Consider the following 23,677-nt stretch of genomic DNA (forward strand, 5'->3'; position numbering starts at 1 on the left):
GCGCTTGCTGAACGGACGCAGCAACTGCTTGAGAGCTACGACGCAAACCTTCGTGATGTTCGCCGAATTATTAGGGGTGATGATCAGGAATTGCGAATCGGTTATCTTGGATCCGCATTTGAGGATCACTTTGCATCTGCATTAGAGGCATTTAGCCGACTGAAACCTGAAACCAAAGTAAAATTAATCGATCTCTTTCCGAGTGAACAGATCATCGAATTGCGTCGAGGGAATCTGGATATGGCTTTGACTTTGGAACTCGGAAACCTGCTGGGGCGGGATTTTCACACGAAGAAGGTCGCTGAGGTCAGTAGCGTTGTTTGCCTTGCATCTGAACATCCTCTGGCTTCCCGGCAGACGATAGCGCTTGCTGAATTAAAGGACGAGACCTTCCTCATCGCCTCCGACTCGGAGCATTTCGGCTTACGTCGTCGGATGACTCAGTTGTGTCAGACTTTCGGGAAATTCAGGCCGAAAATTTCAGGCACTTCCGAGGACCTATCCGATGCTTTTACGGCGGTTGCTAATGAAGGATTTGTCGTGGTGATGCCGGCATTTCTCCGAGACCAGAAGCGACCAGGTATGGTGATCATACCAGTTTGCGATGAGGGGGCCACTTGGGATTTAATCGTTGCTTGGCATAAAGGTGATTCTGCGAAGCCATTGCGCACTCTATTAGACACTTTATCTTAGCCCATCATTGGGCTCACAGAAACGGGTCATGTAATTGCCTTTGTGGTATGGTCTCCTCGCAAAATTCAAAAAAAGATCAGGCCCATTTATGATGTTATTCTGTTGAACGTTCTTTGCTCTGAAAAATAATGAATCAACACGAATGACAGCAGACTTGCACATCCAGCCCTTAGATAAGAATCTGCACAATCGAGCTGAGTTTGATTGTGGGGTTTCTGCTCTGAATGAGTATCTGGCGAAACAGGCTGCGTTAGATGTGAAGCGCCGGGCAGCTGGATGTTGGGTGCTGGCCTCGGCGGGTGAATTGCAGCGGGTTTTGGGCTACTACACATTATCTCCGGAGGCGATTGGTGCGGTGGATCTGCCTGGCATGCCGAAAACGATCAGTAAAAAACTGCCGAGTTATCGACGATTTGGTGCGGCTCTGTTGGGACGGCTTGCGGTGGCCAGCTCTGAGCAAGGGAAAGGGATTGGTGAGTTGTTACTGATGGATGCTTTTCATCGCTGTCAGGCTTTGGAAGTGCCAGTGGTGGTCATAGTCGTAGACCCTAAGGATCTATACGCTGCAAATTGGTATACGCGATTCGGATTTCGGCCGCTGAGCGAGGACCGCATGGTTGTGACACTGCTGGAATTGGAAGCTCGATTTAACGCGTTGGATTCACATCGCTAACGACAGTATCTCGGTAGGCCTTATAAGCGCGCTTGAATTCAGGTGTCGGCTTGCGAGGGGGGGCGAGCAGTGCTTCTACAAAATTGCGAGATTCAGCCTCATTCAAACGAATGGTTTCCGCCTCTTGAATGATTTTACGGGCACGATTGACTAGATGCGTGACCGCAAAGGGCGCGACCTTGCGGCCCTCGATCTCGGCAGCCCTTTCAATGAGTGCTTTTTCGGAAGGTGAAATTCGAGCAACGAGTCGTTCTGATTTTAATTCTTCTGTTGCAGTGACCATGTTTAATGTGTGCCACAGAGTAACACATTTTGCAATCTGGAATTCTGGTTTTTTATGGTCTAAGAAGTTCTTGAGGATTGTGTTTGGGTGATCGGGACAGGAGTGTCCCGTCTACTGGAGCGGATGTCTTGCTTGTTCCTCCTGCTCGAGACTAACAAGCCGCAATTTGATTTGGTTTACTTATCAATTGTTGGCTGAACGCAACATTTCAATCTGAGGAAAAAAACTTAAATATATATTTGCATAAGAGCATGCACTTGTGCATTTTTTTGGCGCATGGGAAACACGAGACAACTTGAGGAAATACCGCGCAGTTTTAGTATTCCAGCGTTCTGCAACCGCTACAAGTTAGTCCGTAACGACATTAGCCGGCTCACTCAATACTCGCCCCGGGCAGTCGCCAAATGGGCTGCCGGCGACAAGCCTAGTGCAGCTGCCGAAAAGCAGCTTCGAGAGTTGGTACGATTATTCGATGCTCTTTCGGATATTATGGAAACGGCCTATATTGGCGAATGGCTCAAAGCCGCCAACCCTGCCTTTGATAATTCAACCCCACTCCAAGTCATCGAACGCGGAGAGGCCGACCGTATCTGGAATATGATCTACCGCTTGCAAACAGGGGAGCCAATCTGAGGGGATGCGTCGGGGCAGTCGAAGCCGGCCAGCCAATGAGCGACAAGTGCGGCCCTTGTTCTGTTGATCGATTCACAAAACGTAGGGGCATCACTGCCGTGCCCTGCGTAGCTCGCAGAGCGAAGCATGGGTGACGCCCGCCGCTTGATGGTCTCTGAATCCGCTCTCTTCCACTCGTGAAGACCATTTAGTTTTATCAACTTAATTCAGATTGGATTTACATTCTTTATAGTTCTAAAAAGGAGTCGATTGCGAGCACCGCAATGAAGTCTGTGTTGAGAAAGCTATATAGGTCTGTCGACTGTCCTATCAAATCACGAGCGAATGTTCTGATTTAAAGGTGATTCTTAAATTCGTTTTCTAACGACGACGGCGAATCAGTGCAATCGAGAGCCCCGTGAAGCCGAGTAGGGCTGCAGCGCTGGATGGCTCTGGGACTGCGAATACAACCGCACCAGCGGCAGGCCTGGAGTTACTATTATTGAAGCCGTAGTCAGCCGTGCCAGTTGTAGTCGAAAAATAGTAAGCGGATGCTCCTGAAGTGCCTCCACTTCCAATCGTAGTTTCATTATAGACTACAGTTGAGGTAATCGTTGGAGTAATTGAGTTAAAAGAATTCTTAGTAAAGGAGCCGATCACTAGAGAGCCGACCTCTGTATTAAATGAACCTGAAAGTCTAGTCGGGGACGAGGCAAAATCAGCAGGCCCCCCAGCCGCAGCGCCTGAAATCGCATACGCGGCAAAGCCAAAGTGCGTATTGCCATCGACACTGGCTACAATGTCGGCAGTAGTATCTGTAGTAATATCCAAATAATACGTAGTAACTCTCTGGATGCTATTCGCTGTGTTATAAACTGCAGTGAGAGAATTTCCGCCAAAGGTGATCCCCGATATGTCCGAATTTTCCTGAGTTGTCGTGACTACGAGTTTTGAACCAGCTGCAACCGTAAAGCTAGAAATTGTGCGATCATCGGCATCTGAAAGATGAGAACTTGGATCGAGGAAAAAGGCAGTGTCCGTCACACTGATGGCCGCATTGACGGATACTGAAAAAGTGAGCAAACCTGCGAGTAAGAACGTTTTTTTTATCATTAATAGTAGAGCATGAAATGCCTTTGGGGGTTAGTAGACGGGTCAAAGGGGGAAGTTTTGACCAGGGTCGATTCATTCAGAATTCACTAATGAATTTTGCCTTATATCTGACTAAGTCAAGGATTAATTGCAACTGATAGAATTGCTTATTCTCTAATCTAATTCGAGGCAGTTCATGGCGCTATGGGTAGACGGTTGTTGATTGTATTTGAGCGGGTGGGAGATGCTTGAGCGAAAATCGTCGCGATCCACTAAAGAAAGTAGTATAAGCCAAACTAAGGTTGGGACAGGGACATCTTTTGATCGATTTGTGAATTAGAGTCGCAAGTCCGAAAGGTTTGGCTTGTTTTTAGCTGAATACGATTCCCATGTGGTTACACGCATCCTGCTACCTAGAGTTCAAGATTCCGGTCGACACGCCGTTTTTGTTGATGTTGCGCCCGCGTAGCGGGTGGCAGCAGTGGGTCGGGCGCGAGCAATATGTGCTCTCTCCCAGTGTGCCGGTGGTCGAGTTTACCGATCCCTTTGGAAATTTGTGCCAAAGACTGGTTGCACCCGCTGGACCTTTTTCCATTCGCACGACGGTTGATGTCGAATGTGCCGAGGGGGCTGATATCGCCCCCGGGGCTTATTTCATTGAAGTGCAATCTCTACCTGATGAGGTCATTCCCTATCTCTTGCCCAGTCGCTACTGCGAATCCGACCGTTTCAGTCGAATGGCTCAGGAACTGGTTTACGGCTGGTCGCCCGGTTACGATCAATGCTGCGCCATTGTCGATTACATCCGCCGGACCTTTCAATACGCACCGGGCGAGGGGGTTGACACTCTGAGCGCCTGTGAGGTCAATGCTAAGAAGAAGGCTGTTTGCCGCGACATGGCCCACCTGGGCATCGCCTGCTGCCGAGCACTTTCCATCCCGGCGCGCTTGGTGGTGGGCTACCTCGAAACTCTCAAGCCGATGGATCTGCATGCCTGGTTTGAGGCTTATGTGGGCGGGCGTTGGTATAGCTTTGATCCTACTCAGGATGACATGCAGGGCGGTAGGATCGCGATCGCCTACGGCCGCGATGCCGCCGACGTTGCCATTTTCACCCAGTTTGGCGAAGCGGTGGAATTGAGCGTGATGGAGGTGCAGGTCCAGCGGCTCTCCGAACCGCCGCGCTGAAGGCGTGAGTCACCCCCTGAAAACAGTCGTCGGTGATCAGCAATATGGAAGGATTGAATTGTCGATGGCACGATCCCTTTTCTCCTCTTTGAATGTTGATATCTCTTATCTATTAACCATACCTGATCAGTATGAAACGGAGTTCGCATATTTTATTTGGAGGCGACTATAATCCTGATCAGTGGGTCGGGCAAGCGGAGATCATTAAGCAGGATTTTGCGCTCTTTGAAGGGGCGAAAATAAATACTCTGACGATCGGAGTTTTTTCTTGGGCTGCGCTAGAGCCTGAAGAGGGGCGTTACGAATTTGACTGGATGGATACCATCTTTGATCGTGCCGAAAAACAAGAGATGCGGATCATTTTGGCAACTCCGAGTGGGGGGAAGCCGAATTGGATGGCGATGAAGTATCCCGAGATTCGGCGTGTGACGCCGAATGGGCAGCGGGAGGTTCAGGGACGACGACATAATCATTGTCTGACTTCCCCTGTTTACCGGCAAAAAGTTCAAGCGATTAATGGAAAACTGGCCGAGCGTTATGGCGAACGCGAGTCACTTTTACTTTGGCATATTTCTAATGAGTTTAGTGGTTATTGTTATTGCGACTTATGCTTTGCGGCTTTTCGCGATTGGCTAAAGGCAAAATACGATACTCTGGAAGCGTTGAATGATGCCTATTGGAGTCGCTTCTGGAGTCACACTTATACCGAATGGGAGCAGATTCAGACTATCGATAAAACCGTGGGAGCTTTGGTCTTGGACTGGAAGCGTTTCATGACAGATCAATGTCGTAGTTTTATTCGTAATGAGCTCACGCCGATCCGCCGAATCACGCCGAATATTCCGGCGACGACTAATTTCATGGGGATTCATTCCGACTATGACTACCATCAACTGGCGAAGGAGATCGATGTCGCGTCCTGGGATGCCTACCCGCATTGGCACATGCCGCAGCAGGATTCGCTGCAAAGTCATCAGGCGTTGTTCGCAGCCTTTAAACATGATCTGACGCGAAGTTTGAAACAGCAGCCATTCTTGTTGATGGAGTCCTCCCCTGGGCCTGTGAATTGGAAAAACCTGTCACCTGCCTTACGTCCCGGTATGTTACGCTTGGCGGCGGTGCAAGCTCTGGCGCATGGTTCGGATTCGGTGTGCTATTTTCAAATGCGCAAAGGGAGAGGCAGTTATGAGCAGTTTCATGCCGCGGTGATTGACCACGTTGGTCATGGCAATACTCGGATGTTTCGCGAAGTTCGCTCGCTTGGGCATGCACTCTCGCAGATGGATGCCGTGGTCGACTCCAAGAGTCCGGCCAAAGTGGCTCTTGTCTTTGATTGGGAATCGCGTTGGATGTATGATGCAGCCGCGACGCAGCACAATGCAGTCAAGCAGTATGAGGAAACGGTCTTAGCTCACTACAAACCGTTCTGGGATTTGGGGATCAATGTCGATGTGGTGGACTCGAAATCGAATTGGACTGCCTACGACCTTGTGGTGCTTCCGATGTTATTTCTGTTGAGTCAAGAGACCGCGCAGCGCTTGACTGCCTATGTCGAAGCGGGCGGCACTTTGGTGACAACCTATGGGACTGGAATCGTTGATGCATCCGGGCTGGCAGTCACGGGCGGTGTGCCTGGTCCGCTGCGTAAAGCACTCGGTATTTGGGTCGAAGAGTCAGATGCTTTGCCGGATGAGTGCCGTCGGCAGGTTCGAGCGACGACTGAGGACTGTGGTCTCTCGGGAACCTATGTGGCGCGGCATTATTTGGATCTTTTGCACCTGGAGGGCGCGGAAGCGCTGGCGGTCTATGACGACGATTTCTACGCGGGTCGTCCTGCCCTAACGCGGAATCGTTTCGGCAAGGGGTGCGCCTGGTATATCGCCTCTCGCAATGAGCATCGCTTTACCGCTGATTTACTCGCACATATGGTTCAGGAACTTAAAATTCCGCGAAGTGTTCCGGCGGCGTTGCCTGAGGGCGTTTCCGCCCAAACCCGGGAGTGCGATGGACAGCGTTTGTTGTTTTTGATGAACTTCAACGACAGTGCAGTGAGATGCGATGTCGGCGACGCGCGGTATGTCGAGACCGAGTCTGGTCAGGAGTATTCAGGAGTTGTTGAACTGGCTCCGTATGCTGCGCTTGTCTTAAGTATTCAACCGAAGAAGTTCAAAAGCACTATTGATTGAATGCTGAAGCAGACTATCGAACGTCAACCAAACGCCGATGCCGATTAACAAGGCTGCTGTGACCCAGAGCAATTTCTTTTGCACGGCTTGTAAGCCGCCCAGCAGTGCGCTGGCCTTGCGGGTGCTGAAGACGATGACCAGCGCGATGATCCCGACCGGGAGCGACGTGCCCAGGCCGTAAAGCAAGACCGGCACGGGAGGCAGGGGCGATTCCAGTGACAGTGGAATGAGTGAGCCGAAAAACAGGGCTGCGGAGACGGGGCAAAATGAAAGGGCAAAGATCGCACCGATCATGAATTCGCCCAGCAGTCCCCAGCGGGACAAGCGTTCGGTGGTGGCGGCACTGCCGAGCTTCAATTCAAAGGGCAAGGGCAACCAACCGACTATCGCCATCCCCGTCAAGATGAGTAAGGGACCGATAAAGGGGCCGATCCCGTTACGCAGAAACGCCGACAGCCCGGGCATGGAGCTGAGCCCTCCCAAGAGGATAAGCGCCAAGGCCAGATAAACAATCATCCTGCCGAGGGTATAAGCAAGCGCGCCCAGCACTGCGTATCTTTGATTACCGACCTTTCGGCTGAGCATTGAGATGGCGGCCACATTGGTCGCCAAAGGACAGGGGCTGACCGAGGTCACGATCCCGAGCCAAAGCGCGGTGAAGCTGGATATCAATAAAGCCATAACCTTGAATTAGATTGTTTTCGGTAGCACTTCGCGGATACCGGCATCGAGATAATCTTTAAAACTCTCGGGCTCATTTAAGTAGGTCCACACATCGTCCATGCGCTGCCAGTGGACTTGTTTCGGATCGGCTGATTCTTTGCCGATGACCACGGTTTTAAAGGAGAGCTCATAGTCTTCGACGTAGTGCTTGTTTTCCGGGCGGTCGATGTTGTGCGTTTCAAACACCAGTGCGCCGTCAGCGAGCGCATCGGCAAAGCGCTCGTTTAAGGTTTCACGCATGAGGGCTTCGATCTTTTTACAGGAGATACAACGCACGTCGGAGGTAAAATAAGTGACCGTGACGCGCTCAGATCGCACCGGCGCTGAAGCGACTGCATCCGCGGCGGCCGTGACTGTCGGCTCAGGGCTGACAGACGGCACAGGCTGCAGTTTTTGGTAAATACCCGCGCCTATGCCCAGAAGAACCAACAGTAAAAGTAGGCTTTGTAGAATACGTTTCATGGCAGCACTATTGGAGCATTTGTTTTAAATCTTCCGCAGACGGAACCTTGCCTGCGACTTTGACCACGCCGTCCACCACCATGGCAGGGGTGATCATGACGCCGAAATCAGCAAAGCGCATCATGTCGGTGACCTTCTCGATGGTATATTCGATACCGAGTTCGCTGGCAGCCGCTTCGGCCGCTGCGGTGAGTTGATTGCATTTGGCACATCCCGTGCCGAGGATTTGTATTTGTTTCATAATGTGTCCTGTTTGAGTTGCGGATGACTAAGAAAAAAGAAAGCCGTAGATCCAGCCGCTGAGGGTGGCCATGGTCACCACCAAGCTGACGTAGACGGTGGTCTTCTTGGGCCCGATGATGGAGTTGATCACCAGCATGTTGGGCAGACTCAGCGCGGGGCCTGCCAGCAGCAGCGCCAGCGCGGGACCACTGCCCATACCGTTGCCAAGCAGGCCTTGCAGAATCGGGATTTCAGTGAGCGTTGCAAAATACATGAAGGCGCCCGCTAAGGAGGCAAACAGGTTGGCCCCCAGCGAGTTGCCTCCGACCGACTGGCTGATCCACTCCGAAGGGATCAATCCCTCCGCGCCTGGCCGTCCGAGTAAGAGCCCTGCCACCAGCACCCCACCGAGTAAGAGCGGCATGATTTGTTTGGTATAAGACCAGGTCTGCTCAAACCATTCCCCCATCTCACCTTTATGGCCCGCAGTCATCCAAACCAGTCCCAGCACCCCGGTGAACACCGCCCAAGTCGCATGCCCCTGCGTGAGTATCGCAACTAGAGCGACCGCAGCAATGGTAAGGCAGACACGCAGGCCCGACACATGCATCCAACGCCAGAGCATCCACATAAACAGCAAGGCAAAGGCCGAGCTCAACCACCACTTGATTGCATAGACCGCGCCAAAGAAGCCGGCATCGTCCGCGCCTCCCCAATTGGCAAAAACCAAAATGGCCACCATACTGGCAAAGAAGGCAGCCGTCTGCCAGAGCGGTCGCGCCGCCTCATCGTCCGGCATGGCCACTGCCGCGGCCGCTTTTTGCTGCTCCTCCTTGCGAAAGAAGAAAGCCATCAATAAACCGATCAGCACACTAAAGCTCACCGCGCCAATCGCCCGGGCCAATCCAATCTGTGCGCCCAATACCTTGGCAGTGAGGATGATGGCCAGCGCGTTGATTGCAGGCCCGGAATAAAGAAAGGCCGTGGCTGGACCCAGCCCCGCGCCCATACGATAAATCCCCGCAAACAAGGGAAGCACCGTGCAGGAACAAACCGCAAGGATGGTCCCCGAAATCGCACCGAAGCCATAAGCCAGCGGTTTTGGGGCCTTCGGCCCCAAGTAGCGCATCACTGATGACTGCGAGACAAAGGCCGCGATTCCGCCCGCAATCCAAAATGCCGGCAAAAGACAAAGCACGACGTGCTCACGCGCATACCACTTGGTCAAAGCCAAGGCTTCTGTGACGGAGTGATCAAAACGAACACTGCCCACCGGAAGAAAGTAAAAGACCAGAAAGATCGCGCCCAAATAGGCGGCGATTTTATATTCAGTTTTAGCATTCATATTACTATTACGCGAAATAGCGAAATAAAGGATTAAAAAAAGTTTCAGGTCTCCATGCTGTGGCAAGCGCAGTCCGTTTGGACCGTTTCGGCATCCTGCTCTAGGCAAGCGATGAACTGGCTCACGCAGGGCAGACTCAGTCTGTAAAAAACCTGCAGGCCGCGTTTTTCATCGGTCACAATGCCGGCCTCCTTGAGCACTGAAAGATGACGCGATACTGTCGACCAGCCCAGATCCACACTTTCGACCAAGTCACAGACACATTTCTCGCCCTCGCCTAAGAGTTTGACGAACTGCACCCTAGCTGGATGGCCTAAAGCTTTGAACACATCTGAAGCGGAATTTGACATTGACTAGATTAATTTCGCGAATGTGCGAAATAGTCAAGTTATATTTCTGTTTATTGCGAAATAGTGAATGTCCTATCACTTAATCATTTTCGGATCCAGCGCTCGATGGTAAAATCCTTATTTGTATCAATATTGGTGTCGAAGTTGAATTGATCTTCAAATTCGGGGAAGAAGGCGTCGCCTTCTACTGTGCGGTGCACGCGTGTCAGGTAAAGCTCGCTGCATTTAGCGAGCATCTGTGCGTATATTTCGCCACCGCCCGCGATCCAGATGGTCTTATCGGTTTGAAGCGCTTCAAGTTCTGTGAGGTCGTGGAAGATTTGCACGCCCGGAATGTGCTGAGGGCTGCGACTGAGGACGTAGGTGTCGCGGCCTGGTAAGGGGCGTCCGATCGATTCGTAGGTCTTGCGTCCCATGATCAAGATGCCGCCGATAGTTGTTTGCTTGAACCATTTGAAATCCGCCGGCAAATGCCAGGGGATCTTTCCCGCGTGGCCAATGACGCGGTTCTCAGACATGGCGGCGATTGCTTTGTAAGTATTCATCTGTTTTCAGTTTATCAGTTTACCAGTTTACCAGTTTACCAGTTTACCAGTTTTCAGTTTACCCGTTTTCAGTTTGTCGTTTTTTAGTGCCTCTGAACTAGGAACTAGAGAACGGAAAACTGGGAAACTACCGCTTGCGGACGCTAGACCGCAATCGGCGCTTTGATTGCAGGATGTGGATTGTAGTTCACCAATTCAAAGTCTTCGAATTTGAAGTCATCGATTTCCTTGATCGCGGGGTTGATTTTCATTTGCGGCAGTGCGCGAGGCTCGCGGGAGAGTTGTTCTTTCGCTTGCTCGAGGTGGTTCGAGTAAAGGTGCAAGTCGCCAAAGGTGTGGATAAACTCTTTAGCTTTGAGTCCGCAGACTTGCGCCACCATTTGGGTGAGTAGAGCGTAGGAGGCGATGTTGAAAGGCACGCCTAGAAAGATGTCGGCGCTGCGTTGGTAGAGCTGGCAGCTGAGCTCGCCGTTGGCGACGTAGAATTGGAATAGCGCGTGGCAGGGGGGGAGGGCCATGTGCTTGATCTCGCCCGGATTCCATGCGCAAACCATGTGGCGGCGGCTGTCGGGATTGTTTCTGAGTGAGTCGATGACTTCGGCCAGTTGATCGACGCGTTCGCCATCGGGGCCGGCCCAGTCGCGCCATTGTGCGCCGTAGACGCGGCCGAGATTGCCGTCTGCGTCGGCCCATTCATCCCAAATGCGCACTTTGTTTTCTTTTAAGTAGCTGATGTTAGTGTTGCCTTGAATGAACCACAGTAGCTCATGGATGATGGAGCGCAGGTGTAGCTTTTTCGTGGTGAGCAGCGGAAACTCAGAGTCGAGCGAAAAGCGTGCTTGGGCCCCGAAGATTGAGTAGGTGCCCGTGCCCGTGCGGTCGTCGCGGTAGGTGCCCGTCTCTAGGACGGTGCGAAGAAGATCAAGGTAGCTTTTCATAATAATGGGGGCAGCTTTGCGGCATGATCCCCGCGATTCAAACCTCAAAGTCTTCAAAAAACGTCCTCGTTCCTGTTCGCAGCCGGCTTTTAGACGGGGGCGCTTCAGCTTCGTATCACCAGATCTTTAATGTCGCTGCAGTGTTCGAGTGCTTGAATTTTTTTCAAGAAGGAGCGTTTCATAAATTGAAGTTCGGAGCGCAGTGTTTGATTCGTGACTGAAATGATGAGGGTGCGTTCGTCTTTGATGCGCACGGGGTGGCAGCGTTCGCATAGGCTGGGGCCGAAGATTTTTTCCCAATTTTCGACTAAAGTGCGTTCGGGGCTAGGTTTTTCTAGCTTATATTTCTCCTGCAATAAGTCTAAGATATTGTCCAGTGGCGTGGGTTCACGCCGTGACGCTGCGCTCACCGTGTGGGGGAGACCGCGAAAATCGGCTATAATGTCTTCGATGTTTTTGGAAAATTTCACGCGAGTCTTCTTGTTTTAGAGAAATGAGGGAAAATTAGATTAATTATCGCACCCTGCTAAAAGTTGGCACGATAGATGATATAGTCTATATCAGTTCTTTCAAATCTTTCTATTTCTCCCGTGTATGGGAGTTGGGGTAATAAGACAAAGCAGAAAATAGTGTGGCGCGGGGTTTAGGGGTATCCCTCGCGCCACTTTCTGTAATGTCTACTCCATAAGCGAGTCTTATTCTTATTATTAGCTAAATAAGAAAAATCAAAATTGATTCAAATAAAACTTGCAGCGACGGAATCTGTGTGATCTATTCCGTCCATCAACTTTTCTCCCGCAAGGGAGTTTGGGGTAACAGAATAAGTCCTCTTCGGAGGCATAAAGTAGACAATGGTTGGCGCAGTCCTTAGGGGTAGGGACTGCGCCATTTTGTTTACGGGTTTTCATAGCCGACGCAATTCATGCTGTCGGCTTTTTTTATGCCTTGTTACAAGTAACTCAGTAGCCAGGTGTAGGGCTTTAGCAATGCCTGTTGCAGCTGCCAGCCCAGGCTTGCCTGCTGTACTTGCTCTTTGTATTGGGTCCATACGGTCACACGCTGCGCGCGCATGCGCTCGACGACGATGCGCATATAATCGTTCACATTAACATTATTGACCTGTTCAATTTCGCTGGGGCTCAGGAATTGCTTGAATAGAGGGCGCCAATGTTTGCGCCCTAGAGCATTGAAGGCGTTATAGTAGGCTTGGCTGGAGAGTTCGGTATAGGCGGCCTCGCTTTTGCTGACGCCGCGCAGTGCATTTAGCTCGGTGATAATGGCTAGGTCCTTAACATCTTTGGGCACCCAAAGGGCATTGCTAGGGCGTATGCTCTCGCCTTGGATTGCATATTCTAGGACATAGGTGTTCCAATAGACCACGCAACATGTGAGCACAATTCCGGTGATTGCCAGCGAGCGGTCTCTTTTTTCGACGAAATGAATTGATTTCAGGCAGAGCCAGGCAGCGAAGATGGACCCGAGTAAAAATGGGAGGTACCAATTGAGAGGTTTGAGTGGTGGCCATTCTTTATACAGGTGGGCATAGGCGAGGGTGCCTGCGAAGAATAGGCACATGACTAAGAGCGCTACGCCGCAGTTTTTCAGTTTCTCGATGATGTTTTTGCGCTGGCGGGTGCGAGTTTCGGCACCATAGGCGCCTTCAAGCATGTCGGCGGTGCTCAACATCGAATCTTTGGGGGCGCTGCGGGCGTCGGATTGCCTGAGTTGAAGAGGCTGCTTGGGGGAGGCTGGGGCTGTTGCTTTTTTCGTTACGAGCGACGCCGCTGAACTGTCTGTATTGTCTGTCCTAGGATTGGACAGTTTGTATTTAGGTAAAGAGGAAGGATCACGGCTCATCGGTGTAGATGCTAGTATTGGGAGCTCTTGTTATCAATATTTAAGAATAAGCAAACGTTCGATTATAACGCTAATTCGAGTTGCTCACTGCCGCCTTCGCTTTCGGCAAAGCGAACACCAATGCCGAGTAAGCGCACGGGTTCGCCACTGCGGCCCCAGGCTTCATCGAGTAAGTTCATGTAGTGTTTTAGTTCGGGCTGTTGGCCGGGCATCTCTGCGGTGGTGCGACGGAAGTCGCTGAACTTGAGTTTGACCAGTAGTTTGGCGATCTTTCGATCGGGCGCGCTTTGCCGGAGATCGTCGATCATTTCTTCGTGTTGGCGCATCAATTCTTCCTGACAGGCAGTGAGGCTCTCGAGGTTTTTGGAAAAAGTGCGCTCGTTGCTGAGACTTTTGCGAATGCGGTTGGCTTGCACCGGGCGTTCGTCGATTCCGCGGCAGAGCTGGTAGAGTTCCAGCCCGAAACTGCCAAACTCATGAGCGAGCCAGGCTTTGTCTTTGCGCTGTAGCTGTGCGCAGGTTTCGATGCCATGTTCGGTGAGTCGTGCTGCGCTCTTGGGGCCCACGCCCCAGATGCGTCGAACGGGCAGCGTTTGCATAAACAGATCGACCTTAGACGGGGCCACGACACATTGCCCATTCGGCTTATTCCAGTCGCTGGCGACTTTCGCGATCAGTTTGTTGGGGCCGATACCGGCTGATGCCGTCAGGCCTGTTTCGTCGAATATGGCCGCTCGGATCTCGGCTGCAATCTCGGCACCGGGGCGGCGTAGGTGGCTGACATCCAAGTAGGCTTCATCGAGTGAGAGCGGTTCAATGAGCTCAGTATAGCGAGCGAAGATTTCGCGGACAGCCTTGGAGGCGGCTCGGTAGAGTTCAAAACGCACGGGCACGATGACCAGTTGCGGGCACAACTCGCGCGCTTTGAACACGGGCATAGCGGAGCGTACGCCGTATGCGCGGGCAGGGTAGTTGCAGGTCGTCAAGACACCGCGACCGGATGCGCCACCTACGGCGAGGGGGCGTTCTGCGAGTTCTGGGCGTTCGCGCATTTCGACGGCGGCGTAAAAGCAGTCCATGTCGATGTGTATGATGCGGCGGTTGGTTCTCATGCGTATAAGCGATGATTATTTGAGCGCGGCTTTGACTTTTCAATCTGCTTATGACGAAGTTTCCTTATGAGCGAGCCTGCTGCCTTTTCCTTAACCTATCGTTTCCGCTTTCCTAATGGATCGGTAAAGGAGTTTCTGGTGCAATTAGACCGGCAAAATTGTTCGTTGATCTCGCCAAAGCGTGAGAATTATCCGAACTGGACGCGTTTAAAATTTAAGCAGTGTCGTGGTTGTCCGCTCAATAGTGCCGAGCATGAGCACTGTCCGGTGGCAGTGAATATTATTGATATTGTAGAGTTCTTTCAGCATTCGCAGTCGGTCGAGCAGACTGTTGTGGAAGTCGATACACGGCAGCGGGTGACTAAGCGTGGCAAAACGGCTTTGTTCCCCGCGATTAGTTCGTTGATCGGTATTCATATGGTGACCAGTGGCTGTCCGATTCTGGATAAGTTGCGCCCGATGGCGCGTTTTCACCTGCCCTTTGCAGATACGGAAGAGACGGTCTATCGCGCGTTATCGATGTATGCTTTAGCGCAGTATTTTCGTCATCAGAAAGGGGAGGAAGTCGATTGGGATTTTGAAGGCCTCAAGAAAATCTATCGCGACATTAATCAGCTCAACCTTGATTTTTCTAAGCGTTTACACAACGAGAGTATCAGTGAAGCCACGACGAATGCGATCACCAGTCTAGATTGCTTTGCGCAGGAAATTGATTTCTCGATTTCAGAAAGCATGCTGGAAGAAATCGAAGGGCTCTTTGCCGACTATTTAAACAATTAACCAAATCATTTTATAATCATGGACGCCATCAAACAACAATTTCCCAATGTCAGTGCAGACGCTTGGCCCGTGCTCGAGGCTTGGGCGGTACTACTGCGAGAGTGGAACGAAAAGATTAACCTGATCTCACGCAAGGACATTGAACATTTGGAGGCTCGCCATTTGTCGCACTGTTTGGCGATCACCAATCACTTGAAGTTGATGTCGGGCACTCGTATCATGGATGTGGGCACCGGCGGTGGCTTTCCTGGCATTATTATGGCGATCTGTTATCCGCAGGCGCATTTCACATTGATCGATTCGATCGGTAAAAAGATTAGCGTGGTGCAGGACTTGATTGATAAGCTTGGCTTGAAAAACGTCGACGCCCGCCAGTGCCGTGCTGAAGAGATCAAGAAGCAGTTCGATTTTATTACGGGTCGTGCGGTGAAAAACCTGCCTGAGTATTTCAGCTGGATAAAAGGCAATGTGAGACGCGGGGAGCGCAATTCGATCCCGAATGGTGTGCTTTATTGGAAGGGGGGCGAATTGGACGATGAGTTATCGGCGCTCGGCATTCGCCCTCGCAAGACGATTAATTTGGAAGAGACATTCAGCGATCCTTACTTTGAGCAGAAATACATTTTGCACTTTGATGCGAGGGATGTGCCACGCGCTCGAAAGCCCAAGAAGGCCGAGCGCTAATATTCGATCAGGTAGATTGAACCTTGAGAGACTTGTTGGGCTTGCTCGATTGGCAGCCAACGTACTGCGTAACTGGGGCCCCATGAGTCGCTGACGGCGATTTCTTCAGTTTCTTCATTGTAGCCGATGATCATGCAGGCGTGTGAGGCCATTAGGTCCTGATCTAGCTCGACTTGACGTGTTTCGTTTTTGCAACGAGTTTCCCATGATTCCCAGTTGCTATTGTTGCGGCGTTCGAGGCTGCGCTGGTTGACGAATTCGTTGTAGGCGCGTGAGGAGAACATGGTCCAAATGATGGGGAGGCCTTGGTCGATATATTTCTGCACGGTGCGTAGTTTGAGTTCACCGTTGATTCTTTTCATCGTGCGGTTCTGTGAACTGACGTAGCTGTCGATTGAATCAATGATCTTTGAGAGCGAGGTGCCGCCGCCAATTTGAGTCTGGCCGGCCATTGCCAAAATGTACATGTCGGCCGGTATCTGCATATAGCGCAGATACCGCTCAAAGGTGGCTGGAACGCAATAGCCCTTAGGGCCTTGGTTTACCATTGGAATATTGCCCACCCAGATGTCGCCGTTTGCTTCGCTCACAACGTTTTCAACAGTCAATTTACGTAGGCTTGCGTCGGACAACTTTTCGCCGCGGCCTTTGTTGTCGGCGACACTGTTGGGCATGATTCGTAGGCTCGTGTATTCGCCGTCTTGCTCGGCTAGTAGGAAGGCGTGCTGCTTCCAATCCCAGCGATCAATTAGTTGCTTGATGCCACGGCCCGCGCCGAATTGTTGACGCTCTGGCTCGCCGAAGTGCTGACTGAGAAGCGTTTGTATTTGCTTGGCATCGCGGTCAACGGCGCGCTCCATCGCATCGATCTCATCTGTGCTTGGAGGGGCGCTAAATTTGAAGTCGCCCTTATTGGCAAATACGATGCTGATTTGTTGTGGTTTACCGTTGTTGCTATAGAGCACCGCAGAATATGGGCGAGTTTTAAGAATACGATAATCTGCGGACGGATAGTAGCGATAGCTGGATTGGGAATCGGTCTTGGATTCTTGTGGCCATTCTAGGCGCCTCGCAACCGCGTCAGCAGCATCATCCCAGAGTGTGGTATCTGCAAAGAGTTCGATGCCGAGTATGGAATTGATTTCGATGAAGGCATTTTGTAGGCTCACCTCTTGCTCGCTGATCCGTGCTTGGCTGTGTGGAGAGAGCCGATCACGATCCAGCCAAGTGGTTTGGCCGTTCGCCATTTGAATTTGAATTCGAGTGGCTTCGATGGACAGTAGTTCGACTTCTATCGTGGTGCCTGCCTTGTTTGATATCTCAATGGCGTGCAATGAAACCGAGGTAAGAATGGCGAGACAGAGGAGGCGAAGGGGCGTTTTTAAGTTCACGTTTTAAATGGTAAGTTAAAAGGTCGAGTTCGTCAGTTAGATTTTTATGTGAATTCTCCGATGCTACGTGGTCGATCAGCAATCGGCCGCGAATGTTGTGGCGATGCCGCGCGAGCGGCGTCTTGTTGGCGGTTCGTAGACACGATTGGCATCGCGTCGCTACGTGGTCGATCAGCAATCGGCCGCGAATGTTGTAGCGATGCCGCGCGAGCGGCGTCTTGTTGGCGGGCGGAGACGCGATTGGCATCGCGTCGCTACGTGGTCGATCAGCAATCGGCCGCGAATGTTGTGGCGATGCTGCGCGAGAGGCGTCTTGTTAACGGTTCGTAGACACGATTGGCATCGCGTCGCTACGTGGTCGATCAGCAATCGGCCGCGAATGTTGTAGTGATGCCGCGCGAGCGGCGTCTTGTTGGCGGGCGGAGACGCGATTGGCATCGCGTCGCTACGGGGCCGATCAGCAATAGGCCATGAATGTTGTAGCGATGCCGCGCTAGCGGCGTCTTGCTTGTTGGGCGGAGACGCGATTGGCATCGCGTCGCTACGTGGTCGATCAGCAATCGGCCGCGAATGTTGTGGCGATGCCGCGCGAGAGGCGACCTGTTAACGGGGCGGGGTGGATTAAAATGCTTGCTCGTCGCTTGGCGGCTCCATCAAGCTGTGTGTTCCTCTTACTATTGATCGGCTATGAGTCAAAATACTGCTTCCACACGTAATCCTTGGTCTTGGGTGCCGACTGGTTATTTTGCCGAGGGGCTGCCTTACGTAATGATTACTTGGGTGGCAGCCACGATGTTTAAGTATCTGGGGCATGATAATACCGACATCACGCTGTGGGTGGGCAATATTACGCTAATGTGGTCTTTGAAGCCACTGTGGGCCGCCTTCTTGGAGATGTTCAAGACTAAGAAATGGATCGTGCTGGTGACGGAGTTCAGCATGGTCGGGCTGTTGGCTGCGTTGGCGCTGTGCTTACAGTTACCGGGTTATTTTACAATTTCGATAGGGATCTTGTGGCTGATGGCTTTTGCTTCGGCGACACATGATATCTGTATGGATGGCATCTATATCACCACTTTGGACCGGCGCTCGCAGGCTAAGTTTGTGGGGATCCAAGGCATGTTTTGGAATGTGGGGCGCTTCTTTTCATCGACTGTAATTCTATTTGTGGCGGCCTATTGGGGGCAGGCGGAGTCCTCTTCGTGGACGATCGCATGGATGGTCGCGGCGGCAGTGATGGCTGCCTTGGCGGGCTATCATCTGTTTTTCTTGCCGCAGGGCGAGGTGACGCAGCGGCCAGAGAATTTCAAACAGGTCTACTCGACGTTTTTTGATGCTTGGGCGGATTTCTTTCGCAAGCCGCAGATTTGGGGCATGCTGGCATTTGTGTTTTTGTTTCGGAGTGGAGAGGGCTTACTTTTGGGAGTGGGGCATCTGTTTTTGCAAGCACCTGTGGCCGAGGGCGGCGTGGGCCTGACCTTGGGGGAAAAGGCTACGATTGATGGGGGCTTGAGTATACTGATGGCGCTGGCGGGGGGCTTTTTAGGTGGCCTCTTTATTTCACGCTATGGTTTGAAAAAGACGCTTTTCACGATGGCGATCTGTCTGAATGTGCCGAATTTGACTTATGTGTATTTGGCCTATGTGGCCGCGCCAGATGTGCAGATTTCACTCGTTACAGTGACCAGTATGGTGGTGATTGAGAAGTTCTTCTATAGCTTTGGTTTTGTGGCCAATATGCTCTACATGATGCAGCAAATTAGCCCAGGGAAATATCATATGACGCATTACGCCTTTTGCACGGCGTTGATGAATCTAGTGCTTTGGCCCACCATTGCGGTGAGTGGTTATTTGTCGGATCGCTATGGGTATCTGACTTTCTTTGTGATTGTGATGTTTGCGACGGTCCCCTCTTTTTTTGCGGCATGGTTTGCGCCGTTTCCGCGTAGTGCAGATGAGGCATCCTAAGACCACGATCGATTCGAATTATCATGAATACCCCCAAAATAGATATTGCTGACACTTGGCGTTCGAGCTCGCCTACCGCGGGTGTGCCTGACTTGCTGATTGAGCGTGAGGGGCGTATGCAACAGCTCGATGGGCAGTTGAATTTGAAGCATGATTTCGGGGCAGTCGGTCCTGTGGACTGCCCGATCGCATACGACCCCGTGCGTCGCTTAGCCTTCCGCTATGTGAGTGCTGCCGGCTACCGAGGGCGTGATTATAGTCAGCTGCGGGCGTTTTCCGTGGCAGCGGGGGAATCGTATTCGCTGTTGGAACTGCCTTTAAATCAGTGGGCGCTCTGGATGCTAGAATGGATCGCTTCGACGCAGGGGGCCGCGGGCCAGTTACTCGGCTTACATGCGATGGATCGGCCGGGAGAGGATCGTGTGGTGATTGAGCATCGCTTATTTAGTTTGAAGTTGGGGGCGGATCAATTGCGACTGCGCCCGATATGTCGCGATGCGTACAAGCCCTTGGCATTTAGCCGTCGGCGTGGAGAGTTTATATTTGCGGGCGCGGAGGGGATCTACCTGCTGGGCCTGAAGGGGGAGCGTCAATTGACTTTGCCGCCAGAGTCTGATGCGGGTGGTGAGGGAGCCGCTTTTCATCCTTCCGGCGCAGCGGAAGCCGTCATTGGTGGGGACGGTTTGCACCACTGGGATCTGGAGCGCAATCTCTGCCGCCGGCTCACGCGTAATGGGCGGCACCCGGTTTGGACGCCTGATGGGCGCGGTGTGTGGTACCGTGAGAGTAGTGCGGATGTACACTATTATGATTTTGAGCAGGATCGCACGCATCGGGTGCTCGGTTTGGCTTCGCAGCGACATCCCGAGTTCTGGCATGCGCGGCCAGTCTGCTTATCGGCCGATGGGCGCTACTTGGCCACCTCGTTAACGCATAAAGTGTTGCGCGGTGTAAGCCAGAAAGGGACTGCCACGGGCACTCGTGAGCGGGTCTACGCTCACGAGCACCAGCTTTTAGTGCTCGATTTGGAGCGTCAGACCTATTGGGGGCGTGCGGGCTACGCGAGCCAGCTGTGTTGGGCGCAGTAAATTCAGCACTCGCTAGAGTAATTGGGCACCATCCCCTGCGCGAGTGTGAAAGATGGAGGGCTGTAGCTGGTGCTTTGCTTCGAAGGCCGTCGCGATCAGATCGGCGTGTGTTTGCCCGAAGTCGGCATCGGTCAGCGCCATGACTGCGCCACCGAAGCCGCCACCTGTCAGGCGAGCCCCATAAACATTGGGCTGCTGCTTTAGTAGATCGACTAGCGTGTCCAGTTCTTCGATACTATTATTAAAGTTCACGCGTGAGCTTTCGTGTGAGGCATTGAGTGCACTGCCCACTGCCTTTAGATCATTTTGAGCGAGGGCGGCCTGGACTGCTTGCACACGTGCGTTCTCTCCGACGACGTGGGCGGCGCGGCGGTAGAGTAGCTCATCGATTTTGGGCTTCGAGCTTTCGAGTTGAGCCTCTGTGATCTGGGACAGGTTTTGTGCGTCTGGATAATCGACTTGTAGCTGTGCCAGTGCTTCGTGGCATTCGCGGTGGCGGTCGGCATAGGCGGAATCCACGAGCGCGTGCTTCTTGTTGGAATTAAAGATCCAGAAGTGGGCGCCCTCTGGCATCGGCTCGGTTGCGAAGCTTTCTGTGGCGCAGTCGATCTTGACCAAGTGGTCTGCTTGTCCAAAGGCGGAGACTCCTTGGTCGAGAATGCCGCAGGGCATGCCGACAAATTCATTTTCGGCTTTGCGCCCGATGCGAGCGAAGCCGGCCGTGTCGGTTTCGAAGCCGTAGAGAGCGGCGAGTGCCTTGGCGGTGGCGAGCTCGAAGGCCGCACTGCTACTCATGCCCGCGCCTGCGGGCAGGGTGCTGGTGACTGCCATGTTATAGCCGGTTGGCGTGCGCATGCCGAGTTCGGTCATGACTTGGGTGACGCCGATGGGATAGTTGGTCCAAGAGTCTGGGCCACTCAGTGGCTGATAGTTGCCCAAGTTGAGCTCCACTAGATCACCGGCATCGCTGACGATTTGTATTTGCTCGTCATCACGTAGGCTGACTGCAATCGTGATACCTTCGGTCACGGCGGCTCCCATTACGAGGCCTCCATTATAGTCGGTATGGTTGCCGATAAACTCAATCCGGCCCGGTGCAAATGCGGAGTGGCTGGGTTGGCCTGAGAAGTGTCTCTGGAAGAGTTGTGCGGACAGATTGTCTAGGGGGGGCATATTATTGTACGGGTTCAGATTTTTTGGCCCAAGAGTCTCGGAGCGCGACTGTGCGGTTGAACACCAGTGCGTCCGCTTGGCTGAGTTGATTGTCGAGGCAGAAATAGCCGATACGCTCGAATTGGCAAGTTTCTCCGATCGGCAATTCTGCGAGGCTTGGCTCGCAGAGTGCGATGGTTTCTGTCAATGAGTCAGGGTTAACAAACTCTGTGAATGCGCGCTCCTTATCGGCCTCAGGCTTTTCGACGGAGAAGAGGCGGTCGAATAGGCGCACTTTTGCTTTTAAAGCATGCTCGGCGCTGACCCAGTGGATGACGCCCTTGATCTTGCGATCTTCGGGGTTTTTGCCTAAGGTGTCGAAGTCGACGCTGCACAGTAGTTTGGTGACATTGCCGTCGGCATCCTTCTCGCAGTCATCGCATTTTATGACATATGCGCCACGCAGGCGTACTTCGTGCCCTTTCTTTAAGCGTTTGAACTTTTTGTTGGCTTCTTCGCGGAAGTCGTCCTGTTCGATGAAAAGTTTCTTGCCAAAGGGGATCTTACGAGTGCCCGCCGATTCATCTTCAGGATTATTAATGGCATCCACTTCGATGGTTTTGTCTGCGGGCCAATTGGTGAGTTCGATCTCGAGTGGTTCAAACACAGCCATGCGGCGAGAGGCGGTGCGGTTGAGTTCCTGGCGCACCGCGTGTTCTAAAAGTGCGACATCACTAGTCGAAGGCGTCTTGGTAATGCCGACAGTTTGGCAGAAGTTTCGGATGGCGGCGGGCGGATAGCCGCGGCGGCGCATGCCTGATAGGGTGGGCATACGTGGATCGTTCCAGCCGTCGACGTGATTCTCCTCGACGAGTGTGCGCAACTTACGCTTGCTCACCACCGTGTAGGTTAGGTTTAGACGTGCAAATTCCGTTTGCTTGGAGGGGAAGATGCCGAGCTTCTCAATGAACCAATCGTAGAGTGGGCGGTGATCTTCAAACTCTAGCGAGCAGAGTGAGTGGGTGACTTTCTCCAGCGAGTCGCTTTGCCCATGTGTAAAATCGTAGCTGGGGTAGATGGACCAAGCATCGCCCACGCGGTGGTGGTGCATGCGCTTGATACGGTACATCACTGGGTCGCGCATGTTCATGTTCGGGTGCGCCATGTCGATTTTGGCGCGTAGCACCTTGGCTCCGTCCTCGAATTCGCCGGCGCGCATACGCTTAAATAGGTCGAGGCTCTCGGCGGCTGGGCGCTCACGGTGCGGGCTGGGCTTGCCTGGCTCTGTGATCGAGCCACGAAATTCGCGCATTTGCTCGAAGCTGAGCTCGTCGACATAGGCGTCGCCCGACTCGATGAGTTGGCAGGCCCATTGAAAGAGCTGCTCGAAATAATCGCTGGCAAAGCAGATTTTTGCCCAGTCGTAACCAAGCCATTGAATGTCTTCTTGAATGGCTTGTACGAACTCGTCGCTTTCTTTTTCAGGGTTCGTATCGTCGAAGCGGAGGTTGCAGAGGCCGCCGAATTCTTTGGCGATTTCGAAATTGAGACAGATCGCCTTGGCATGACCGATTTGCAGGTAGCCATTCGGTTCAGGGGGGAAGCGCGTCTGCACGCGGCCATCGTTTTTACCAGCAGCCACGTCAGCGGCCACCATTTGGCGGATGAAATCAGTAGGAGTCTCTGTAGAGTCGTCGGACATAAGCGGCATAGGAAAACGCAGCTTACTTAATTCTGCCAGTCAAAAAGATCGGTGATTCGGCATATGTTTTAATCCGTATCCTGGGCGAGTAATATGTCGTCGGGGTTGACTTCGACGGTGATCTCTTGGCCTAGAAACTCGAGTAAGACTTGGATACGATTTTTGGCAGTCAGTTGGGCTAACACTTTGCCGTTCATCCCTTTTAGGGAGCCGGTGATGACTTCGATTTCGGCGCCTGGTTCGATACTGAGGTCGGGGGCTTCGATGATGCCTTCGGGGATGCTGGCTTGGAGGTTGCGGATGATGTGTTCAGGTATGACACGCCGTTCACCGAGTTCGACCATTTGTGTGATGCCCTGACTGTGCACGACTTGGCGTGCGTGTGCATGGTAATTGAACTTTGCAAAAATGTAGCCTGGAAACATGGCCTCGGTGAAGCGTTTTTTGCCGGTGCGCGTTTTTTTGACTTGGCTGACACGGGGGCAAAAAACATCCACCTCTTCTAGGCGATCGAGTATCGCCGCAGCGATATGTTCACGCTTGGTCTGCGTGCGTAGGCAGAACCAATCTTTTTTGGGGCTGGAGTCATTTTTTGGCATGGCAGATGGTTGAACTGGAAGCTAGTTGGCTGG

Annotated in this window: 25 protein-coding genes; 9 read left to right on the plus strand and 16 right to left on the minus strand. The window is 52.4% G+C overall.

The window, feature by feature from the left end:
* Both QEH52_RS08565 and QEH52_RS08570 read left to right on the plus strand, forming a co-directional pair.
* Nucleotides 1-693 (plus strand): LysR family substrate-binding domain-containing protein (locus QEH52_RS08565; RefSeq protein ID WP_308949734.1); only part of this gene is annotated, 693 nt, incomplete at its 5' end.
* A 142-nt stretch (nt 694-835) separates the two neighbouring features.
* On the plus strand, nt 836-1,366 hold the full coding sequence (locus tag QEH52_RS08570) for a GNAT family N-acetyltransferase (protein WP_308949735.1): 531 nt from the start codon (nt 836-838) through the stop codon (nt 1,364-1,366).
* On the opposite strand, the gene QEH52_RS08575 is transcribed toward QEH52_RS08570, so the two are convergent.
* Nucleotides 1,341-1,649, minus strand: coding sequence for a type II toxin-antitoxin system TacA family antitoxin (locus QEH52_RS08575; protein WP_308949737.1), 309 nt, complete (start codon nt 1,647-1,649; stop codon nt 1,341-1,343). The genes QEH52_RS08570 and QEH52_RS08575 overlap by 26 nt on opposite strands.
* Nucleotides 1,650-1,925: 276 nt before the next feature.
* Here QEH52_RS08575 and QEH52_RS08580 point away from each other — a divergent pair, with 276 nt between their 5' ends.
* Nucleotides 1,926-2,282, plus strand: coding sequence for an antitoxin Xre/MbcA/ParS toxin-binding domain-containing protein (locus QEH52_RS08580; RefSeq protein ID WP_308949738.1), 357 nt, complete (start codon nt 1,926-1,928; stop codon nt 2,280-2,282).
* A gap of 360 nt (nt 2,283-2,642) precedes the next feature.
* Here the strand turns inward: QEH52_RS08580 and QEH52_RS08585 are convergent, their stop codons facing one another.
* Nucleotides 2,643-3,374: a hypothetical protein gene (locus QEH52_RS08585; RefSeq protein WP_308949740.1), complete on the minus strand. Its 732-nt coding sequence runs from the start codon at nt 3,372-3,374 to the stop codon at nt 2,643-2,645.
* A 368-nt stretch (nt 3,375-3,742) separates the two neighbouring features.
* On the opposite strand from QEH52_RS08585, the gene QEH52_RS08590 reads away from it, so the two are divergent.
* Both QEH52_RS08590 and QEH52_RS08595 read left to right on the plus strand, forming a co-directional pair.
* Complete coding sequence (locus tag QEH52_RS08590) at nt 3,743-4,540, plus strand: transglutaminase family protein (protein ID WP_308949741.1); 798 nt, start codon at nt 3,743-3,745, stop codon at nt 4,538-4,540.
* Nucleotides 4,541-4,671: 131 nt separating this feature from the next.
* Nucleotides 4,672-6,726: a beta-galactosidase gene (locus QEH52_RS08595; protein WP_308949744.1), complete on the plus strand. Its 2,055-nt coding sequence runs from the start codon at nt 4,672-4,674 to the stop codon at nt 6,724-6,726.
* On the opposite strand, the gene QEH52_RS08600 is transcribed toward QEH52_RS08595, so the two are convergent.
* The 10 genes from QEH52_RS08600 to dinB all read right to left on the minus strand — a co-directional run bounded on the left by QEH52_RS08600 (nt 6,685) and on the right by dinB (nt 14,280).
* On the minus strand, nt 6,685-7,407 hold the full coding sequence (locus QEH52_RS08600) for an aromatic aminobenezylarsenical efflux permease ArsG family transporter (RefSeq protein WP_308949746.1): 723 nt from the start codon (nt 7,405-7,407) through the stop codon (nt 6,685-6,687). The two genes, QEH52_RS08595 and QEH52_RS08600, sit on opposite strands and share 42 nt — an antisense overlap.
* 9 nt (nt 7,408-7,416) lie before the next feature.
* Nucleotides 7,417-7,911 carry a nitrophenyl compound nitroreductase subunit ArsF family protein gene (locus QEH52_RS08605; protein ID WP_308949748.1) on the minus strand — a complete coding sequence of 165 codons (495 nt, stop codon included), beginning with the start codon at nt 7,909-7,911 and terminating at the stop codon, nt 7,417-7,419.
* A gap of 7 nt (nt 7,912-7,918) precedes the next feature.
* Nucleotides 7,919-8,152, minus strand: coding sequence for a thioredoxin family protein (locus QEH52_RS08610; protein WP_308949750.1), 234 nt, complete (start codon nt 8,150-8,152; stop codon nt 7,919-7,921).
* Between the two features lie 27 nt (nt 8,153-8,179).
* Nucleotides 8,180-9,478 carry a permease gene (locus tag QEH52_RS08615; protein WP_308949752.1) on the minus strand — a complete coding sequence of 433 codons (1,299 nt, stop codon included), beginning with the start codon at nt 9,476-9,478 and terminating at the stop codon, nt 8,180-8,182.
* Between the two features lie 44 nt (nt 9,479-9,522).
* A complete protein-coding gene (locus QEH52_RS08620) occupies nt 9,523-9,828 on the minus strand; it encodes an ArsR/SmtB family transcription factor (RefSeq protein ID WP_308949753.1) in 306 nt (101 codons plus the stop codon).
* Between the two features lie 83 nt (nt 9,829-9,911).
* On the minus strand, nt 9,912-10,373 hold the full coding sequence (locus QEH52_RS08625; RefSeq protein WP_308949754.1) for a dihydrofolate reductase: 462 nt from the start codon (nt 10,371-10,373) through the stop codon (nt 9,912-9,914).
* A gap of 143 nt (nt 10,374-10,516) precedes the next feature.
* Nucleotides 10,517-11,311 carry a thymidylate synthase gene (locus QEH52_RS08630; protein WP_308949755.1) on the minus strand — a complete coding sequence of 265 codons (795 nt, stop codon included), beginning with the start codon at nt 11,309-11,311 and terminating at the stop codon, nt 10,517-10,519.
* A gap of 104 nt (nt 11,312-11,415) precedes the next feature.
* A complete protein-coding gene (locus QEH52_RS08635) occupies nt 11,416-11,781 on the minus strand; it encodes a DciA family protein (RefSeq protein ID WP_308949756.1) in 366 nt (121 codons plus the stop codon).
* Between the two features lie 478 nt (nt 11,782-12,259).
* The gene (locus QEH52_RS08640; RefSeq protein WP_308949757.1) at nt 12,260-13,168 is read right to left on the minus strand and encodes a hypothetical protein; all 909 of its coding nucleotides are present in this window, start codon (nt 13,166-13,168) and stop codon (nt 12,260-12,262) included.
* 62 nt (nt 13,169-13,230) lie between these two features.
* Nucleotides 13,231-14,280: a DNA polymerase IV gene (gene dinB, locus QEH52_RS08645; RefSeq protein ID WP_308949758.1), complete on the minus strand. Its 1,050-nt coding sequence runs from the start codon at nt 14,278-14,280 to the stop codon at nt 13,231-13,233.
* Between the two features lie 66 nt (nt 14,281-14,346).
* Here dinB and QEH52_RS08650 point away from each other — a divergent pair, with 66 nt between their 5' ends.
* The gene (locus QEH52_RS08650; RefSeq protein ID WP_308949759.1) at nt 14,347-15,060 is read left to right on the plus strand and encodes a DUF6901 family protein; all 714 of its coding nucleotides are present in this window, start codon (nt 14,347-14,349) and stop codon (nt 15,058-15,060) included.
* Between the two features lie 18 nt (nt 15,061-15,078).
* The gene (gene rsmG / locus QEH52_RS08655) at nt 15,079-15,744 is read left to right on the plus strand and encodes a 16S rRNA (guanine(527)-N(7))-methyltransferase RsmG (protein ID WP_308949760.1); all 666 of its coding nucleotides are present in this window, start codon (nt 15,079-15,081) and stop codon (nt 15,742-15,744) included.
* On the opposite strand, the gene QEH52_RS08660 is transcribed toward rsmG, so the two are convergent.
* Nucleotides 15,741-17,135 carry a hypothetical protein gene (locus QEH52_RS08660; RefSeq protein ID WP_308949762.1) on the minus strand — a complete coding sequence of 465 codons (1,395 nt, stop codon included), beginning with the start codon at nt 17,133-17,135 and terminating at the stop codon, nt 15,741-15,743. The genes rsmG and QEH52_RS08660 overlap by 4 nt on opposite strands.
* Nucleotides 17,136-17,822: 687 nt before the next feature.
* Here QEH52_RS08660 and QEH52_RS08665 point away from each other — a divergent pair.
* Together QEH52_RS08665 and QEH52_RS08670 are read left to right on the plus strand one after the other, a co-directional pair.
* A complete protein-coding gene (locus QEH52_RS08665) occupies nt 17,823-19,103 on the plus strand; it encodes an MFS transporter (protein ID WP_308949763.1) in 1,281 nt (426 codons plus the stop codon).
* Between the two features lie 23 nt (nt 19,104-19,126).
* Nucleotides 19,127-20,191 (plus strand): hypothetical protein, encoded by a 1,065-nt coding sequence (locus QEH52_RS08670; RefSeq protein ID WP_308949765.1) that lies wholly within the window; start codon nt 19,127-19,129, stop codon nt 20,189-20,191.
* 12 nt (nt 20,192-20,203) lie between these two features.
* Here the strand turns inward: QEH52_RS08670 and galK are convergent, their stop codons facing one another.
* The 3 genes from galK to nusG form a co-directional block, all read right to left on the minus strand.
* Nucleotides 20,204-21,364, minus strand: coding sequence for a galactokinase (galK, locus tag QEH52_RS08675; RefSeq protein WP_308949766.1), 1,161 nt, complete (start codon nt 21,362-21,364; stop codon nt 20,204-20,206).
* Between the two features lies 1 nt (nt 21,365).
* Nucleotides 21,366-23,045, minus strand: coding sequence for a glutamine--tRNA ligase/YqeY domain fusion protein (locus QEH52_RS08680; protein ID WP_308949767.1), 1,680 nt, complete (start codon nt 23,043-23,045; stop codon nt 21,366-21,368).
* 68 nt (nt 23,046-23,113) lie between these two features.
* Nucleotides 23,114-23,644, minus strand: a complete 531-nt coding sequence (nusG, locus tag QEH52_RS08685) for a transcription termination/antitermination protein NusG (protein ID WP_308949768.1) — start codon at nt 23,642-23,644, stop codon at nt 23,114-23,116.
* Nucleotides 23,645-23,677 lie beyond the last annotated feature (33 nt).

This window comes from Thalassobacterium maritimum, from assembly GCF_031127805.1.
GTDB classification, from domain to species: Bacteria; Verrucomicrobiota; Verrucomicrobiia; order Opitutales; family Coraliomargaritaceae; genus Thalassobacterium; species Thalassobacterium maritimum.

Excerpts from the sequence above, each read along its gene's own strand:
- galK (WP_308949766.1), bottom strand. The coding sequence starts at position 21,364 with ATGCCCCCCCTAGACAATCTGTCCGCACAACTCTTCCAGAGACACTTC.
- nusG (WP_308949768.1), bottom strand. The coding sequence starts at position 23,644 with ATGCCAAAAAATGACTCCAGCCCCAAAAAAGATTGGTTCTGCCTACGC.
- QEH52_RS08625 (WP_308949754.1), bottom strand. The coding sequence starts at position 10,373 with ATGAATACTTACAAAGCAATCGCCGCCATGTCTGAGAACCGCGTCATT.
- QEH52_RS08570 (WP_308949735.1), top strand. The coding sequence starts at position 836 with ATGACAGCAGACTTGCACATCCAGCCCTTAGATAAGAATCTGCACAAT.
- QEH52_RS08680 (WP_308949767.1), bottom strand. The coding sequence starts at position 23,045 with ATGTCCGACGACTCTACAGAGACTCCTACTGATTTCATCCGCCAAATG.
- QEH52_RS08590 (WP_308949741.1), top strand. The coding sequence starts at position 3,743 with ATGTGGTTACACGCATCCTGCTACCTAGAGTTCAAGATTCCGGTCGAC.
- QEH52_RS08640 (WP_308949757.1), bottom strand. The coding sequence starts at position 13,168 with ATGAGCCGTGATCCTTCCTCTTTACCTAAATACAAACTGTCCAATCCT.
- QEH52_RS08595 (WP_308949744.1), top strand. The coding sequence starts at position 4,672 with ATGAAACGGAGTTCGCATATTTTATTTGGAGGCGACTATAATCCTGAT.
- QEH52_RS08670 (WP_308949765.1), top strand. The coding sequence starts at position 19,127 with ATGAATACCCCCAAAATAGATATTGCTGACACTTGGCGTTCGAGCTCG.
- QEH52_RS08630 (WP_308949755.1), bottom strand. The coding sequence starts at position 11,311 with ATGAAAAGCTACCTTGATCTTCTTCGCACCGTCCTAGAGACGGGCACC.
- dinB (WP_308949758.1), bottom strand. The coding sequence starts at position 14,280 with ATGAGAACCAACCGCCGCATCATACACATCGACATGGACTGCTTTTAC.
- QEH52_RS08605 (WP_308949748.1), bottom strand. The coding sequence starts at position 7,911 with ATGAAACGTATTCTACAAAGCCTACTTTTACTGTTGGTTCTTCTGGGC.
- QEH52_RS08650 (WP_308949759.1), top strand. The coding sequence starts at position 14,347 with ATGAGCGAGCCTGCTGCCTTTTCCTTAACCTATCGTTTCCGCTTTCCT.
- QEH52_RS08665 (WP_308949763.1), top strand. The coding sequence starts at position 17,823 with ATGAGTCAAAATACTGCTTCCACACGTAATCCTTGGTCTTGGGTGCCG.
- QEH52_RS08580 (WP_308949738.1), top strand. The coding sequence starts at position 1,926 with ATGGGAAACACGAGACAACTTGAGGAAATACCGCGCAGTTTTAGTATT.
- QEH52_RS08620 (WP_308949753.1), bottom strand. The coding sequence starts at position 9,828 with ATGTCAAATTCCGCTTCAGATGTGTTCAAAGCTTTAGGCCATCCAGCT.
- rsmG (WP_308949760.1), top strand. The coding sequence starts at position 15,079 with ATGGACGCCATCAAACAACAATTTCCCAATGTCAGTGCAGACGCTTGG.
- QEH52_RS08600 (WP_308949746.1), bottom strand. The coding sequence starts at position 7,407 with ATGGCTTTATTGATATCCAGCTTCACCGCGCTTTGGCTCGGGATCGTG.
- QEH52_RS08615 (WP_308949752.1), bottom strand. The coding sequence starts at position 9,478 with ATGAATGCTAAAACTGAATATAAAATCGCCGCCTATTTGGGCGCGATC.
- QEH52_RS08610 (WP_308949750.1), bottom strand. The coding sequence starts at position 8,152 with ATGAAACAAATACAAATCCTCGGCACGGGATGTGCCAAATGCAATCAA.
- QEH52_RS08575 (WP_308949737.1), bottom strand. The coding sequence starts at position 1,649 with ATGGTCACTGCAACAGAAGAATTAAAATCAGAACGACTCGTTGCTCGA.
- QEH52_RS08585 (WP_308949740.1), bottom strand. The coding sequence starts at position 3,374 with ATGATAAAAAAAACGTTCTTACTCGCAGGTTTGCTCACTTTTTCAGTA.